This window comes from Humiphilus diazotrophicus, from assembly GCF_059726315.1.
In genome coordinates this window covers 4,957,241-4,973,512 of the sequence record NZ_AP040870.1, presented here as the reverse complement: position 1 = coordinate 4,973,512, position 16,272 = coordinate 4,957,241, and the positions used below count along the sequence as shown (strand labels likewise).

At 48.9% G+C, this 16,272-nt stretch carries 9 protein-coding genes; 3 read left to right on the top strand and 6 right to left on the bottom strand.

The annotated features are described in order from the left end of the window. Positions 1 to 22 precede the first annotated feature (22 nt). Entirely contained in the window at positions 23 to 3,844 is a 3,822-nt protein-coding gene (locus AC6I7T_RS20750; RefSeq protein ID WP_497789487.1) for a TonB-dependent receptor, read from the bottom strand. A gap of 240 nt (positions 3,845 to 4,084) precedes the next feature. On the opposite strand from AC6I7T_RS20750, the gene AC6I7T_RS20745 reads away from it, so the two are divergent. Further along, positions 4,085 to 5,449 carry an MATE family efflux transporter gene (locus AC6I7T_RS20745; RefSeq protein WP_497789485.1) on the top strand — a complete coding sequence of 455 codons (1,365 nt, stop codon included), beginning with the start codon at positions 4,085 to 4,087 and terminating at the stop codon, positions 5,447 to 5,449. A gap of 142 nt (positions 5,450 to 5,591) precedes the next feature. On the opposite strand, the gene AC6I7T_RS20740 is transcribed toward AC6I7T_RS20745, so the two are convergent. The 4 genes from AC6I7T_RS20740 to cbiM all read right to left on the bottom strand — a co-directional run bounded on the left by AC6I7T_RS20740 (position 5,592) and on the right by cbiM (position 12,462). After that, entirely contained in the window at positions 5,592 to 9,206 is a 3,615-nt protein-coding gene (locus AC6I7T_RS20740) for a carboxypeptidase-like regulatory domain-containing protein (protein ID WP_497789484.1), read from the bottom strand. Between the two features lie 508 nt (positions 9,207 to 9,714). After that, entirely contained in the window at positions 9,715 to 10,542 is an 828-nt protein-coding gene (locus tag AC6I7T_RS20735; protein ID WP_497789483.1) for an energy-coupling factor ABC transporter ATP-binding protein, read from the bottom strand. Then, complete coding sequence (gene cbiQ / locus AC6I7T_RS20730) at positions 10,539 to 11,363, bottom strand: cobalt ECF transporter T component CbiQ (RefSeq protein WP_497789482.1); 825 nt, start codon at positions 11,361 to 11,363, stop codon at positions 10,539 to 10,541. The genes AC6I7T_RS20735 and cbiQ overlap by 4 nt, the downstream gene beginning before the upstream one ends. Before the next feature lie 16 nt (positions 11,364 to 11,379). Further along, entirely contained in the window at positions 11,380 to 12,462 is a 1,083-nt protein-coding gene (gene cbiM, locus AC6I7T_RS20725) for a cobalt transporter CbiM (RefSeq protein ID WP_497789481.1), read from the bottom strand. Positions 12,463 to 12,884: 422 nt separating this feature from the next. On the opposite strand from cbiM, the gene AC6I7T_RS20720 reads away from it, so the two are divergent. Beyond that, complete coding sequence (locus AC6I7T_RS20720; protein WP_497789480.1) at positions 12,885 to 13,589, top strand: hypothetical protein; 705 nt, start codon at positions 12,885 to 12,887, stop codon at positions 13,587 to 13,589. A gap of 177 nt (positions 13,590 to 13,766) precedes the next feature. Here the strand turns inward: AC6I7T_RS20720 and AC6I7T_RS20715 are convergent, their stop codons facing one another. Next, positions 13,767 to 13,934 carry a hypothetical protein gene (locus AC6I7T_RS20715; RefSeq protein ID WP_497789479.1) on the bottom strand — a complete coding sequence of 56 codons (168 nt, stop codon included), beginning with the start codon at positions 13,932 to 13,934 and terminating at the stop codon, positions 13,767 to 13,769. A gap of 699 nt (positions 13,935 to 14,633) precedes the next feature. Between AC6I7T_RS20715 and AC6I7T_RS20710 the strand changes: the two genes are divergently transcribed. Continuing rightward, the gene (locus tag AC6I7T_RS20710; protein ID WP_497789478.1) at positions 14,634 to 15,875 is read left to right on the top strand and encodes an ISL3 family transposase; all 1,242 of its coding nucleotides are present in this window, start codon (positions 14,634 to 14,636) and stop codon (positions 15,873 to 15,875) included. The last annotated feature ends 397 nt before the right edge of the window (positions 15,876 to 16,272 follow it).

Here is a 16,272-nt window from a genome sequence, read left to right as displayed (position 1 = left end):
GAGGCGTTTTATAGACAATTTGCTAGAAGCTGAATTTCCCCGAGAACTGCCAATCACGAGGAGCATTATCCTGCTTCGAGACCTGTCCCAGTGAACCGGAACTGGTGCACGCAGCTGGGGCAACCCCGTAATCGTTCCCAGACTGGCAGGTATAGCTCACGCCAATACCTCCCAGCCGAGTGTGGTTCGTGAGGTTGAAAACGTCTGCCTGGAATGCAAACTTAACATTCCGATCCTTCCAAACCTCGAAAGTACGACGCAGGCTGGCATCTGCATTGTTCGTATTGGGACCGCGCAAACCTAAAGGAGCAGTACGAGCCAGGTTTCCAATCTTATATCCGTCCGGAGCCTTAAAGGCGCTGTAGTCGATATAAGAAGGAGCTCCCTTCATGTTTGCTAAGTATCCGTGTCCCCAACTACCCTTCGTACGAACCTTCCCTGTGAAGTTAGGGTTATAGCTCGGCATACATGTTACCGGTGCGACAACCGTACCGGATGCTGAACAACCGCTTCCAGTGATGGCTAGAGGGCCACCTGAGCTATAGGAGTAAATTGCCGATACCGCCCAACCTCCTGCCAGTGTTTTGACCACCCTGTTATTGGCTCCAAATTGTCCTGTTCCGAAGGGCAATTGATAAACGCCATACACACTTAAACGCTGGGGATAATCAGAAGTACTTAGCGCGCGATCGATTTGGCCGACCTTCCAGCTGGATCCATCGTCCATGGCAGAAGCGGGAATGTCGTAGCCGCTACGGAAAGTACCGGCATCATCTATCGTCTTGCTATAAGTATAGTTGACAGTATAGGAAAGCCCTTTATGCGTTTTTTGACTTAGTGTTAACTGAAACGAATTGTAATTGGCATTGGAAACATTGCCCCAGGTATCCGCCACAGTGCCATATTGAGAATACGGTAACAGCGCCGCTGCAACTGTGCCAGTTGAAGTACCAAAATTGCTGTACGGCAAGGCAATGCCAGGATATCTTTGCTGAGCTTCCTGAAAATATGTTTTCTTCGCCGGGATGTCGGAATCATTAGCAACAGCATTAAGTAAGCGACCAATCACCAAATACTTTGGATCTAGCTTATTATTGATTGCTCCACGTTTATTGCTATTACTGCTGGCAAGAAAGTGTGATGCACTTGCGGAGTAATTAACGCTGACAACCACATTATCCGTCAATGCACGTTGAATTCCGATGTTCCAGTTCTCGGCATAGGGAGCTCTTCCGGATAAATTCGGATCTGCATAGCTCACGCCCTGAGGATTGCCCGTAGCTCCGACATAGTTCCCGGAGTTAGCAGTCGAGGAGTGAGTGGGAACAAGATTGTAGGCTGGAAAGGCCGAATTTCCCAACGCAGGATTGAGATAGAATGCGGGTTGCTCGAACACCACTGAGCTGACGTACGAAGTAGAGGCGTTTAGGCCTACCTGACCAGTTCCATAATTCGCACCCATTCTGCCGCCGACACCACCGCCATGCGAATACATGATTCCGAAGGCACCGCGCACAACAGTTTTATTATCGACCGCATAGGCGAATCCCACGCGTGGACCGAAATTTTTGTAGTTCGTATGAACCGGAGTTGTGCAGTGGCAGCTATTATCACCATTCCCCACATATTGAATGGCTCCTGCCGTTCCCGTGATCACATTCGTCAACAATGGATTGAAGAAAGACCAACGATTCTGCACCTCGTGATAAGGGGGGAACATATCCCAGCGAAGTCCCAAGTTAACAGTCAAGCGAGAGTTAACTTTAAAATCATCTGAGACATACGGAGAGAATGGACGATAACGCGCACCTAACTTATCAAAAGGTTTATAGCTCAGCCCTGTCGAATATACAGCACCGAGCAGGAAGCTGGCGTATGGATCTCCAGACTGAGTAATTAAAGAAGTATTATCTTTGAATCCGGAGGTCGACTTCTGATCGAAGGTCAGGGTTAGCGGTTTTGAGGAGGTAGCGTATTCACTTTGATTGATCTGCAGCCACTGCAAATCAAATCCCGCAGTAATATTGTGACGCCCATGAATCCACTGTACCTGTTCTTTCAGACTATAAGTATTATTTACTTGATCATAGCCGTTTGGACTGGACCAGCTGGCGTAACCGAATTGCCCGCCGTTAAAAGTCACAGCAGGGAAGGTGTCAGAAGCTTGCCCGATCGGAAGATTCCCGATACCCATGGTAGTCGCTTTATATTGATCAATACCATAGCTCGGGTTACCATAGGGGCCCCATTGCCGGACATAACCGAATTTGAGTTGATTAATTAAAGTTGGGGTAATGGTCCACAAATGCTCAAAAATACCATTAGCATTAAGCTGATTATTGGTACCTGCATTCATATACGGTACGGGGAGAACATTGGTGGCTGCATAGTTATAACCAATAAACCCTCTACGTCCGGCATTTCCTATAATAGATATCCGCTGTGACGGGGTGATATCGTAGTCAAATCTCTCGGTGAGCTCCCAATTTGTATTTCCACCGCCGTGAGAAACAAGCGCATTGTTTGTTGGATCTGTATTGCTGAGGTTCGGCAGCCATTTCTGCATGTTTTGCGCAATAGTTGAGATGCGACTCGCAGGAATGACATTGTCTGTAGGCACGCCATTCTTGAGCCCTTTGAACGTGGATACACAATAACTGCCAGAACTCCCAGTGCATGAGCTCAGCGTTGTCGGATCATAAATAGGCCAGAACTTCTTCTTAGGATCAGGATTACTGATGCTGTAATCGTTACCAACGCTAAAGTCTCCCTTACGCATATCCGCAGTCGGAACAGTCACCAAGCCCGGAGTACCTCCGTAGGTATACCGGAAATGGCCCGCAGAAAGGAATAAGAACATCTTGTTCTTCATGAGAGGTCCACTAAGCGTAAAGCCCATCTCCTGCTGATGTTCGGATGGCTTAGGAGCCCGAACTGTCCCGCCTGAGGCGGTCGGAATTGTCGCAGCCTTAGCAAAAAATCCCCAGGAGTCAAAAGCGGTGTTTCTTACGTAGTCATACAAACTGCCGTGGATTTTGTTCGTACCAGACTTAATAGAGTAGTTCTGCGCACCCATGCCTGAGAATCCGGCATTCGATCCGCTGGTCTGTACCTGGAATTGATCAACAGCTTCAAGAGAAACCGCCAATGACACGCCGCGGTTGTCACCTTGTTGGGATCCTGAGGTAATAGGCATACCTTCGACATACATCTCGTCGAGATATCCGCTGGCACCACCAGCACCATTGAAGATTCCTGAACGGCCACCGCCAGAAACACCTGGCATCAAATAAACGAAAGCGGTTGGATCGCGCTGTGCACCACTGCCCATGTTGATAGGCAATGCCGAATAGGTTTCGTGCTCCATGGTTGCACCCAGCGTTGCATTCTCAGTCTCGAGTGCAGGCGGAGCAGAAGTGACCGTAACCGTTTCTTGCGTGGAACCGACCTTCAGAGCAATGTTCAGTCCTAGTACCTGAAGAGCATCGACGGTGATATTTTCCTGTTTATACGACAGAAAACCCTGTGCGGAAACGTTTACAACATAGACGCCAGGTTGCAATGCAGATAACACGTAATAGCCAGCATCACTGGATTGCCTTGTCGTGACAACTCCAGTTTGAATATTGGTCGCCGATACTTCTGCTTTGGCAACCGCTGCCCCGCTCTGATCGGTGATCGTACCCTGAATCTGGCCTTGACCACTCAATTGAGCCCGAACCGGAACTGACGCCATACCTACCAGCACAAAGCAGAGCAAAGCCCAGACAAGGTAAAGCTTCCGGTGGAAAGTACCGCTGGAATCCAGGGCCCTCCACTTTTTTGTAAGTTGTTGGTCCAACATTTTCCTCCCCAAATGACTGCAATTTCTGAATAGTTCTGGTTAGAAATAATTTCAGAAGGAAATGTTATACGGTTGTGAAATAGTTTCTGTCAAGAAATTTAAACGGGAATTTCCCTGACGCTGTAAAAACAAAGAATGATGCGGTTCCCCGCAAGCTAGACTAGAAGGAGAAAAGAGTCACAAGCGAATGTTCACAACTTGAACGTTTTAGCAGACAGGCTGCGGCACAAGATACAAAAAATGGAATTACCCGCCCTCACAAACCCGACTACCGATAGCCGCAAGTTCTCTCATTGGTATCGGACAGTTCTCCATCTTGCACTTCCCTTAATTCTTTCCAATCTGACCCAGCCTTTACTTTCCATGGTGGACACCATGGTTTCCGGGCATCTTCCTAGTCCCGCAGCATTAGGCGGTGTGGCCATGGGCGGAATCTTCTTCAATATGGTCTTTTGGGCTTTTGGATTCCTTCGGATGGGAACGACAGGACTAGTGGCACAAGCATCTGGAGCTCAGGACTGGAGAGGATTGCGAGCACATTTCGATCGCGCACTCCTGCTGGCATTCCTCTTTGGAACGCTTGTTTTACTGCTTCAATTTCCTCTGATCCACCTTGCAACGACGTTGCTTGGAGGAAGCGCCGAAGTTCGACAAAATGCAGTGACCTACTGCAGTAGCCGCATCTGGTCTGCACCTGCAGCTTTAGGGAACTACGTTCTTCTTGGTTATCTTCTCGGACGACAGAGAGCAAAGCTGGCGTTGTTACTGCAGGTCATCATCAACTGCGTCAATATGGGCGCTGCTTTGGTGTTTGTTTATCAGCTTGGTTGGGGCATTGCCGGTGTGGGTGCTGCCACGGCACTAGCCGACTATTCAGGGCTTGTCGCTGGACTTGCAGTCATCAAGTACGCCTACCCCGACACCTTTACAAAAGTAGCTGGCCTTCACCTGTTTGACCGCCAAGAGCTGATTCGCCTATGTGCTCTTAATGGAGACATCTTTCTCCGCACAATATCGCTGGTTGCTGCCTTTGCCTGGTTCACACATTCGGGTGCCGTCGCGGGAGATATCATTCTCGCTGCAAATGCGGTATTGCTGAATCTCCAGACGTTTGCGGCATACGGTCTTGACGGATTTGCCAATGCAACCGAAGCTCTTGTAGGAGCCGCAGTAGGAGCCCGGAAAGAATCGGATTTTCGAGCTATCGTAAAAGCCTCGACAAGTCTGGCGTTCCTGGTCGCAGCAATAGTATCCGTAATCTACTTCCTATACGGGAAAGAGCTGATTGCAATATTGACCAACCAGCCAACCACTCGGGCCTTTGCAATGAGATACCTCCCCTGGGAAGCAGCTTTGCCGGTTATTTCTTTCTGGGGATTTCAATTGGACGGAATCTTTATTGGAGCAACACGCACACGCGACCTGAGGAATAGCATGTTGATTTCCTGTGCGGGATTCCTGCTCTGCTCCACAATTTTTCAACACCATTGGGGGAATGATGGACTGTGGTGTGCCTTCACTCTTTTTATGGCTCTTCGTGGCGTGACGCTCACGCTCTGCCTGCCAGGCATTCGACGAAGCTTACGGCATACAAATTCGGACTGATATCTGGCAGCCGCACTGGCTGCCATTCGCCATAGTAATAAAAAAGAGGAGTCCCCGAAATGGAAGACTCCTCAATGGAGTAAACGCATTCGTTCAGGCTATTTTTATCTATTGCCTAAACGTCTTCTTCGTCACAGAAGCTCTAGAAGTGAAATTTCCCGGAGAACTGCCAGTCACGTGCATCGTTCGACTGACTGGAAACTCGTCCGAATTTGTCATTATCGCTAAGAGCACAGGTCCCACCTCCCTGCCCAAAGTCGATCTGATCAGCGGCATAGGTACATGGATAACTCGTTCCAATTCCGCTGAACTCGGTATGGTTGGTCAGATTGAAGACCTCGGCTCGGAAGGTGAATTTCACGTTATGACTATTCCAAATGTCGAAAGTTCTCATAATTGCCAGATCAATATCGGAGCTATGCGGATACCGCAAATTATACGGCGCAGTACGTGCGATATTTCCGATCATGTATTTGGCCGGAAGCTTAAAGGCATCGGAGTTGATATAACGCGGAGCATTCTTCATGCCAGCACGATATCCATGTCCATATTTCCCGTTGATGCGGACCTTGCCACTAAAGTTAGGGTTATAAGAAGGAGATCCAAATGTAAGCGGACGTCCGGATGCAAGTGAGTATATCCAAGAAACCTGCCATCCCTGGCCTACCTGCCGGGTGAAGGTGTTGTTACTACCAATCCCGTTCTTTCCGAAAGGCAGTTTGTATTGCCCGTAGAACTTAAACACGAATGGCTGATCATAGGTTGTAACCGAGTGCTCAAGCTCATCTACATCGACTGCTTTTCCACCATCGAAGACATTTGCCGGAATTATCTCTCCGCTGGAGCGATAACTTCCGGTATTATCCATCGCTTTGCTGTACGTAAAGTTGGCGGTATAGGAGAGGTTATGCCAAGCTCTCTGATTTATTGACATCTGCAGAGCGTGGTAATCGGCGTTTGCTGTAGAAGCCCAGGAATCGGATACGGACCCATACTGCGGGAAACGGACCAACATCGTATTAATGTATGCGTTGCTGCCGCCATAGTTGCTATAGGGAAGTGCAATTCCGGGATATCGAGCCTGCGCAGCCTGCAGGTTCGTCTTGCCTGTAGCTTTATCGACGGCTCCAGGCAATTGGCTTAGATATTTACCAATAACGTTATATTTCGGATCGAGTCCATTGATCTTTCCCGATTTATCACTGGACAGGAAGTGAGAAGAAGATCCGGCATAGGTTGCAGAAAATGTCAGATCGCGGGTGAGAGCACGCTGAACTCCGAAGTTCCAGTTATAAACAGTTGGAACTCTGGAGCCACGATATGGATTCGCCATACTCACGCTGGTGGCGTTGGGATAGGTATTCGTGGCAGGATCCAGATAGTTTCCAGCATTTTCCGTCACGGACTTAGTAATTGCGCTAGCCCAGGCAGGAAAATTGGAATTCCCCATCGACGGATTCAGATAGAATGCCGGCTGCTCTCCATTGACGGTAGTCACATAGGTAGTCTTCTTGGATAAACCAGACTGTCCAAGCATGGCATTCGCCGCACCGTGGCGGCTGTAGCTAATCGTAAAGCCACCGCGAAAGACCGTATTACTGGTTGGAGAATAGGCGAAACCAAGACGCGGTCCAAAGTTGGCAAAGTATGTGTGCGCAGGAGTACGACAATTGCAGCTTCCTGCTCCATTGCCCAAGTACATCATTGCACCGTAGGTTCCGGTTGCAGGGTTGATGATGTTGGGATTCATGAACGAACCTCGATCCTTCACCTCTAACAGAGGACGGAAGAGATCCCAACGAAGTCCGAGATTGAGTGTCAGATTTGGCCTGATCTTCCAATCGTCTTGAATATATGGAGAGAACGGCTTAGCACGGTAGCCAAGCGAGGAGAAATTGGCGACAGTGATATTGGTTGAGGTCACACCACCAAGCAGGAAGGTAGCGTAAGAATCTCCGGAGGTAGAGCTTAAATTAGTTCCCGAACCGGAAAAAGTCTTTGTTGCAGAACTGCTATAGGTGAGGCCCAATGGCGCTGAATATGTAGAATAGCTGGAAGCATTCTTCTCAATTGCCTGAAAATCAAATCCAGCAGTGATCAAATGCTTTCCGTGTACCCAGGAAAGATCGTCATGAACAACAACCTGATTATTGGTGCTCTTGTAACCATTCGGACTGGACCAGGCACTGTAGCCATAACGTCCACCGTCAAAAGTCACAGATGGGAAAGCATCTGATGCTTGTCCGGAAGGAATGTTCCCGATTCCCATGGTCGAGGCTTTGAATTTGGAATTGCCATAGCTCGGATTCGTAACAGGTGCATCCATCCGCACATAGCCAAATTTCAACTGATTTACCAGATTCGGAGTAACAATAAAGGTGTGCTCAAAAATGCCGGAGTCCATGAATTGCGTAACAAGTACACCGTTTAGATATGGGACCGGAAGAACAGCATCCTTGTTGTAGTCATAGCCGACAAATCCTCTTTTGCCTACATTGCCAAGGATCGATATCCTGTGGCGCGGCGTAAGCACATAATCGAAACGCTCCGTTATCTCATAGTTGGAGTTGCCGGTCTGATGGGACGACAAGTAATTGTCGGTCAGATCGTTATTCGACGTACTCGGCAAAAACTGCTGCATGTTTTTGGAGATTTGGGATATACGAGAATCCGGAATCTTATTGCCTGCGAATTGCGAAACCGTATAGGTACCGCCTGAAACTTTGAGTGTGGTGGGGTCGTATATCTTATAGGGAAGAGCGCTGAAATCACCCTTCCTGATGTCATTACTCGGAATTGTCATCAACGTGGGATTTACATATGCCGTGTAACGAAAGATTTCACCGGACAGGAATAGAAACATCTTGTTCTTCTGAATTGGGCCGCCGAGGGTCAAGCCCAGCTCAGTTTGATGTTCAGATGGTTTAGGAGCTTTCTTTGTTCCTCCGTCTGGAGTGTCAATGGTTTGCGCCTTGGAAAAGAAGTTCCAAGAATCGAATGCCGTGTTACGAATATAGTCGTAAAGACTTCCATGAAACGTGTTCGTACCATGCTTTACGTTATAGTTCTGAGAACCCATGCCGCTCTGGCTGGCATTTGCACCGCTGCTCGTCACCTGAAATTGATCGATTGCATCAACAGAGACTGCTAACGATATCTGCCGATTATCACCTTGTGAAATGGGTATACCGTCAATATAAGTTACTGCGCCAGAACTGGATGAACCGTTGCTAGCACCACCTGCACCGTTATAGGTCCCGGAACGTCCACCGCCCGAATACCCTGGAGTCAAGGAGGCAAAGCTTGTTGGATCTCTTTGTTGCCCGCCCATATTCAGTGGCAAAGCTGTAAAAGTTTCATTCTCGATGCTGGCCGTCATACTTGCATTTTCGGTCTGCAATGGTGGCGGCGCGGAAGTAACAGTAACGGATTCCGACTTGCTGCCGACTGTGAGCTTTGGATTGAGGCCGACTACTTCAGAAGCATTAACCTGAAGGTTTTCCTGATGAAATACCTCGAAGCCATCTTTTTCAACCGTAACCGTGTATTTTCCGGGAATCAGGGATGGAACAAAATAATAGCCTGCAGAAGTTGTTACCGTTTCTGTGATTACGCCTGTAGCCACGTTGGTCACAGTAATCTTTGCTCCAGCGATCACAGCGCGTGAAGGATCAATAACAGTTCCTTGAATCGTTCCCCCACCACCCGTTTGAGCCAGCAGAAATGTCGAGAAAATTTGTAGCGCTAAAATCCCCACAAGAAACTCGAGTATGTTCCGGTGTCGGGAATGGATTCTGTTCTTACCATCCATTTTTATTCGTCCTCTAGCATGAATTCCAATAGCGGAATAATTTACATATTTACATGCGGCTAACTTTATAGAGGTCGGACCATTAAGTTGTCAACGTGATGATACGATTTCCCAATATATGGGATCGCAAAATCCCTTGAAAAAATCGTTTACTGCAACGATGTGCCTTATTTACTGGAAAGCTGAAGATCTAACTGTAGTTAGCAATGTGTCGCGTAAAAGAGACAGTTACATTATGAACAGCCCAGATAAAAATCGAAATGTAGAGGGACTTGACCTTACATCGCGGGTATCGAAATATCGGTCTCCGCGAATGTGCACCTATGCGAGAAGCGCTTCGGAGCAATTCCAGCTTAGCTGAATCCTGGAACCCACGAAAGCTTGCACCGCTTCCCGTCGAAGAAGGGCGGCACTGCACCAAATATTGGATTGGTCTAGCAACGCTGAATTTGCTTTAGAACTCATCCTCATGTCTATGAGGGTGAACGTGGGGATGTGTATGCACAATAGTTTGCCCGTGCGAATGCCGGTGCCGGTGCGCATGCACGAGGCTTGCTTTTTCAAGCAGAGAAATATCTCCGAGGATGTTGGAAGGAGTACCTTCCGCAATTACCTTTCCCGATTGAAGCAAGAAGCAGGAATCTGCAATATCCTCGACCAGACCAAGATCGTGGGTTGCCGTCACAACCGTTTTGGTGCCGTCCCCCCAGCCGATCAGTAAATCAATAATCTGACTTTCGCTGCGAGGATCGAGTGCGGCTGTCGGTTCATCGAGCAGCAGAATCTCTGGATCCAGCACCAGCACAGAAGCCAAAGCGACCCGTTTCTTTTCTCCACCCGAAAGCCGATGAGGAGGACGATCCTTCAAGTGCGTAATTTCCATCCACTCCAGAACGCGATGAACACGATCCAGAATCTCGTCCTTTGGCCAATGCAATTGCAACGGGCCAAATGCTACTTCGTCCAGGACTGTTGGATTAAACAACTGTGCATCTGAATTCTGAAAAACCAGCCCTACGCGACGACGAAAGGAAAAGGCAAAGCTATCCTCGACAAAGAGGTCGGGATGAAGTTTCTGCCCGAAAAAAGATATGCTGCCGCTCGTCGGGAAATAAAGCCCATCCAACAATCGTAAGAGCGTCGACTTCCCCGAACCATTTGCTCCCAGTAGAGCGACTCGGGTACCACTTTGAATGTTTAAGGTCAGACCATCCAGCGCGGCCAGCTTCTCATAGCGATAGCAGACAGAATCTAGTTCAAATACTTTCTGGTTTTCGGTCATCGTCCATACCAGAATGCCATGATTGCAGCGACAAGAAATCCTCCCAGCCAGAGCCAGTCAGAAACCTTCGCGCGAAAGTCTTCCAAAAGATAGACCTCTCCTCGAAAGCCCCTGGCTTGCATAGAGAGGTGAACATCACCGCTTAGCTGCAAACTCTTGCTCAACAGGACACCGATAGAGGAGGCCGCCAGCCGACGTGCCTCTTCATTAGGTAGCCGTCCCACTGTCCGGCTCTTTCTCGACTCAAGCATCTCCCATGCCGTTCCCAGCAGGACAAAGATGTATCGATAGGTCATGCCCAGAATAGTCACCAGAACCACCGGGCAGCGAAATACCCTTAGCGACTTGAGAACCCACATCCACGGTGTACTCAAAATCAGCAATGCCGAGAGTGTTGCAGCAGTTCCGGCTCTGGAGATAAGAAATGCGGCACTACGAATGCCGGTTTGTGTAATGGCAAGGAACCCATACGACCAGAGGATCTTTCCCGGTGTAAGAAAAATTGCTGGAGCAGCAATCGTTCCAGTAAAAAGAAGCACCGGAGTCCACACCCAAAGCAGCAGACGCCCGAGGCCGATCCCCGAAAGGAGTGCCAGCACTACTGCGCAGGCAAAGACGAGTCCGATAACCGAGAGCCGATGGGAAGAGGCAACAGCCAGGATCAACAACAACAGGCCGGGAAGCTTCACGCGAGGATCAATTTGCTGAAGCAGCCCGTGAGCAGAGGAGAGCCGATCGGCTGAAGACGCGTGTTCAGAAGCTTTCAGAAGTGCGGAAAGCGTCTTCTCGATAAAATCGCCTTTTCGCGGTAACCAGCTCATTGTCTATTGGCGACCTTTAGACTCTTCCTTCTTGATGTCCACGCATCTTGCGCATGATCCATCCTCCCACAAAGACGATCAGAAGGATCAAACCTGTCCCCATCATGGCCGACAACAGATATCCGAAACTGGCACTTTTTAGGAAGGCAGGAGAATATGCCGGCATAGGTGCGGTCCATATAGAAGACAAGCGCTGCAACCCCGAAGGAACATGGGATGGAAGAGCATGATTTCCTGATGCTGCCGCAATCTGCTGGCGTACTTCGGGATCCATCAGATCCTTGGCAGACCATTCGCTCCAGGCCGTTCCTGCCGCCAAAATACCGAGAGGGGTAGCGACCAGCAGAATCGCCACAATTAGCCATAAAGGCCGGGTACTTTTCCAGTTGCCGCTTGTTTCAATGTCAGTTCCAAGAACCGAAGCTGTGGAACCGCGAAGAAGAGATGGTTCCGAACGCTGCAGGTAAGCCACAACGCCAGCGGAAACAACCATCTCCGCCATTCCGGCGATCGTCATATGGCCAATCATCATCGCAGGAATGGCAATCTTTAGAGGATAGGGAGCATAGAGAGGGGTCCCGGCAGCATCGTGATAAAGAAGAGGCTGAAGACCAAGCTCAAAAGCCGCCGCCAAGGCTGCAATATTGATCGAGCAATATCCGGCGATAGCCGCAGCAATCACACGCCTTGCAGAACTTGTGGCTGTATGGCCTGCAATGAGGCGATAGAGAACGAAGCTGACCAGAGCTCCCAGGATCGCCATGTTGAAGCAGTTCGCTCCAAGAGCGGTAATCCCTCCGTCTCCAAAAAAAATCGCCTGGATCAGCAATGCGGTAGAAACCGTAAGGATCGCAGCCCAAGGGCCAAGAACAATCGTTGCTATCGTAACGCCTACGGCATGCCCAGTAGTCCCCCCGGGAAGCGGGAGGTTGAACATCATGATCAGAAAGGAAAACGCGGCGAAGACAGAGAGAAGAGGAATCGTGCGGGTATGCAACATGCGTTGCATCCGCTTCAACGAGTAGTACCAGAAGGGAGCCGATCCCGCATACAGAGTTGCGCAGGTTGCCGGGCTTAGATATCCATCGGGAATATGCATCAGCGCCTTCCAACCTCATTGAGATAAACAGGCTCCAGATCGCCTGTCCATACTTCCCGATTGCCCCGGCTAAAAACTAGAGAGGATTCGACCCCTGCCATTTCCTGGTATTCCTCGATTTCAGCGTCATCCGGTGACACTGATCACCTTGCCAATCCAGATGAGCTACTGCCCTGATAATGAAAACCTTCTTACAGATTTTCTGTTCTCATTATTACCTATAGAGAATTCCGTGGAAGGCCTTCCCCTGTCCCCCAAGCCGGATATTTCTTACTGCCTGGCCATCACCCTCAATAATCACGTTTTCTTCGAAAATCGATGGTGCCTATCCACTCAAAAAGTCGCCTTCTGAAATGAGACATCTAGACCCTCTTTAGAAAGGAAGGTCGGCCATTACGCGCCCAGCCGGATGGACCGCCGATATGTCCAATATTTTGAAAGCGCTGCTCACTATCGTTTTATCCATAGCCGGCTCTACAGCAGCCTTCCTGGTATATACCAATATCCTGTTTTCTGTGCTTCCCCTTCCCCCGCTTCCGCTCAACTCAGCATTGATTGCGGGAGCTCTCTGCGGTCTCCTCTACGGTTTGGAGTCAGGATTCCTGCTTAGCTATCGGCTGGACAGGCTTTCCGGCTGGCTTCTTCTGGTTTGCGACCTTACCTGGAGCTATCCGAACACCATCTTTGGATTGGTTCTGGGAAATCTCTTTTACCCCTTCTTCGGGAGTCTCTCCCGGGAACTGAGTGAGGGGAAAAATTGGATCGCCTATGCCAAAGATCAGGAAGGCGCCATGCAAACCCTAGGCATTGTCAATCTTGGAGGCGAAGGACTCCACGAGCGAATCCACGTCTTCCAGGCAAGACTTTTCGGTCCTTTTTTTCTGCCTATTTTTGCTGCCTCTTATCTTGTTACGGCAATTCTGCAACTTCTTTGGTGCAGCACAATCGGCCTCGCACTTTATCTATGCAAAGTACGACAGATAGTCTATCTTTGTCCCCCGGCCACATTCTCCCCAAAAGGATTCTTTGGATGGATCTGCTATGCCACTCCTTTTGAGCTCTGGGCTCATGCACGCCAGACACAGCAATATGCTCCCAAAGATGGAGTCTCGGTCACATCGATCTAGCTTTTCGCCCAGCTACTGATTGCGAGAATCCACAGCGTTTCACCTGCTCAAACCTGCAGTTCATTCTCATCTGCGCTGGTTCTCTTGTTTGCATCGCCGCTGCACCCCTCCAGAACACCGATGGGTACAGCGGCGAGTGTGCATGCATTGTTTGATAAATAAACTCTGCAACGAGGCTTATTGCCAGACAGGCACACCACTTATCCGCAAGACAGAAAATACTACAAACAATCCGCCAATCAAGATCAGGGAAACATAGGGCGATTTCTTTCCCGCCATTCCTACGCGGGTTCCGCCCAAAATAATGAAGACAACTCCTACCAAGAGTCCTAGAACATTTGACATTACACTGGTCTCTCTTTCCACTCTTTAGAACAATTCCAACGTTGCTGAACCCTTTTGGAATATCGCGATATGCGGGTTTTCTTCCGTCCCGGCATTCCTGAAACAGGTGTGACAAGACCCGTGTTCGAAGGAAACCTCATCTGCGTTTTCCTACCTGAGTACATCTACGCTGAAACTGCTTTAGTGCTGCATCTATTCACCGCACAAGGAACAAAACGAGACAACCAGATCTACTGCGGGGAAATAACTGCAAAAGATAATCAACTACTACAGGAAACAACCTACAACTTTAATGCAAACACAGTCGAAGCACTGATTCTACCTTCAAGCCAAAACCATCTCTTAGTACTCCACTTACGCTTCCCGTGAGCAATTGCGAGCACGAGAAGTGTTAATTAACTAAGCGACAACGAGAGGGAAAATACACCATAAAAACTTAATTGGTATTGGCTGGACTAACCTTCAACAACTAATTAAGATGTCAATACCTTTAAGGTCGGCTCAATTCTGTGACGATAGCAATGTAGTCAAGTGGGGCACGATCAGTATTTGACGATTCATTAATTGATACGTCATGCCCCAGGTGCAGAGTTTCTAATCTACCTTTTCTAGGAGAAATATGAGGCTCTGAGCAGGAAAGCGTAAAAGATCAATCATTATGCGGCTTTCCGAAAATCTGAAAATTGATAGTGTAGAGGGATGCAAGAGCAATCGTGGACGAAATTGTTAGGCTGGCCTGGCTATCAGGTATATCGGGCGGAGATCAAGGAAGAGGCAAAACGGTTGCGGCTATGGGTTCGACGCAAGAAGACAAATCTCCATCTGACATGCAGTGGCTGCGGAGGAAAATTACGGCATCCAGCCATCCATGATGTGCAACAACGAGAGGTGCGGGATCTACCTTGCTTTGAGTACACCACGACGGTAGTGGTGGAGACCTATCGGGTCAGATGTCCAGACTGTGGAGTGAAGGCGGAACGGTTGCCGCATTTGCCGAGCAAAGCTCCGTTTAGTAAGCGGTTTGAAGATATCGTAGGGCGAGCTTGCGAATCCAGTTCCGCGCGTCAGGTGGCCCGGCAATTTGGCTTGGCCGAAAGTACGGTTCGAGCGATCGACCAACGATATCTGGAACGGTGGGCCAAGAATCGGGTGCGACCAGCATTGCGACAGATGGGCGTCGACGAAATCTATTTGGGCAAGAGGCAGAAGTTCCTTACGGTAGTGTGCAACCTGGAAACAGGGGAGCCAGTATGGTTTGGCCGGGAACGCAAGAAGGAAACCTTAGATAGCTTTTTTCAGGAGCATTTGAGCGTATTTCAGCGTCAGCATATTCAAGTAGCCTGCGTCGATATGTGGACGCCATTTCGGTTGAGCATCGAAGAAAATGCTCCTGATTGCGCAATCGTATACGACAAATTTCATATTTTGCAGCACGCCAATCAAGCCCTTGATGAAGTACGGCGAGCAGAGTTTTTCCGCCAGGGCAAACAGATGCGGGAGCTGGTAAAGGGCAAGCGTTGGCTGCTGCTTTCTCGTTGGGGCAATCTAAAATGCGACAAACAGAAGAGTCTGCAAGCGTTGTTTGCCATCAATGAAAGGCTCTTTAAAGCCTATCTCTTGAAAGAAAGCTTAGAGCAGCTTTGGCTGTATCGTTCCCAAGGCGCAATGCTGAATTATCTGAAAGGGTGGACTGATCAAATGGATGAGTTGGAGCTAGCTCCCTTTACCAAGTTGTCCAATATGATCCTGGACCATGTGGATGGAATCTTGAACTACTGCAGGATCAAACCTCCGTTAGGCGTCGTAGAAGCTATCAACGGCAACATCAAAGCGCTTCTTCGTCGCGGTCGCGGCTATACCAATCTCCGCTATCTGCTCCTTAAGGCTCAGCGTATTGCTGTTACCAATGCTCAATTTTCAGATTTTCGGAAAGCCGCATGATGATTGATCTTTTACACTTTCCTGCTCAGAGCCAAATATGATTTTTAGCATTCTCAGCTTCTTGCTCGGAATCAGCGGTAGCGTTACCCCCATGGGATCCACTGGCCATCCGAGTTCTCCGACTCCAGGCCCGACTGGTCTCGATTAGTCACACATCACGAGAGAAGGTGGATCTATCCCGATCCACCTTCTGGCAAGAAATTTGTAACAATAAATTTCTCTATTTTGAGGGAGAATTTTTCCTCGATCCGCAGTAAAGTAGAGTCTGAAATTTTCTCTGCACGATTTTGCGGGTCTATGCTCAGGTAGAGCACACTTTTGGAGGTTTCCCTGATCTTCGAAAGTGAAAAGAATCGACAATCTTCGCATTGCCGAGAAGAACAATCGAAATTGCTGG

What these genes read in the sequence shown, in the direction of transcription:
- AC6I7T_RS20750 (WP_497789487.1), bottom strand. Translation starts at nt 3,844, where the DNA reads ATGTTGGACCAACAACTTACAAAAAAGTGGAGGGCCCTGGATTCCAGC.
- AC6I7T_RS20745 (WP_497789485.1), top strand. Translation starts at nt 4,085, where the DNA reads ATGGAATTACCCGCCCTCACAAACCCGACTACCGATAGCCGCAAGTTC.
- AC6I7T_RS20735 (WP_497789483.1), bottom strand. Translation starts at nt 10,542, where the DNA reads ATGACCGAAAACCAGAAAGTATTTGAACTAGATTCTGTCTGCTATCGC.
- cbiQ (WP_497789482.1), bottom strand. Translation starts at nt 11,363, where the DNA reads ATGAGCTGGTTACCGCGAAAAGGCGATTTTATCGAGAAGACGCTTTCC.
- cbiM (WP_497789481.1), bottom strand. Translation starts at nt 12,462, where the DNA reads ATGCATATTCCCGATGGATATCTAAGCCCGGCAACCTGCGCAACTCTG.
- AC6I7T_RS20720 (WP_497789480.1), top strand. Translation starts at nt 12,885, where the DNA reads ATGTCCAATATTTTGAAAGCGCTGCTCACTATCGTTTTATCCATAGCC.
- AC6I7T_RS20715 (WP_497789479.1), bottom strand. Translation starts at nt 13,934, where the DNA reads ATGTCAAATGTTCTAGGACTCTTGGTAGGAGTTGTCTTCATTATTTTG.
- AC6I7T_RS20710 (WP_497789478.1), top strand. Translation starts at nt 14,634, where the DNA reads ATGCAAGAGCAATCGTGGACGAAATTGTTAGGCTGGCCTGGCTATCAG.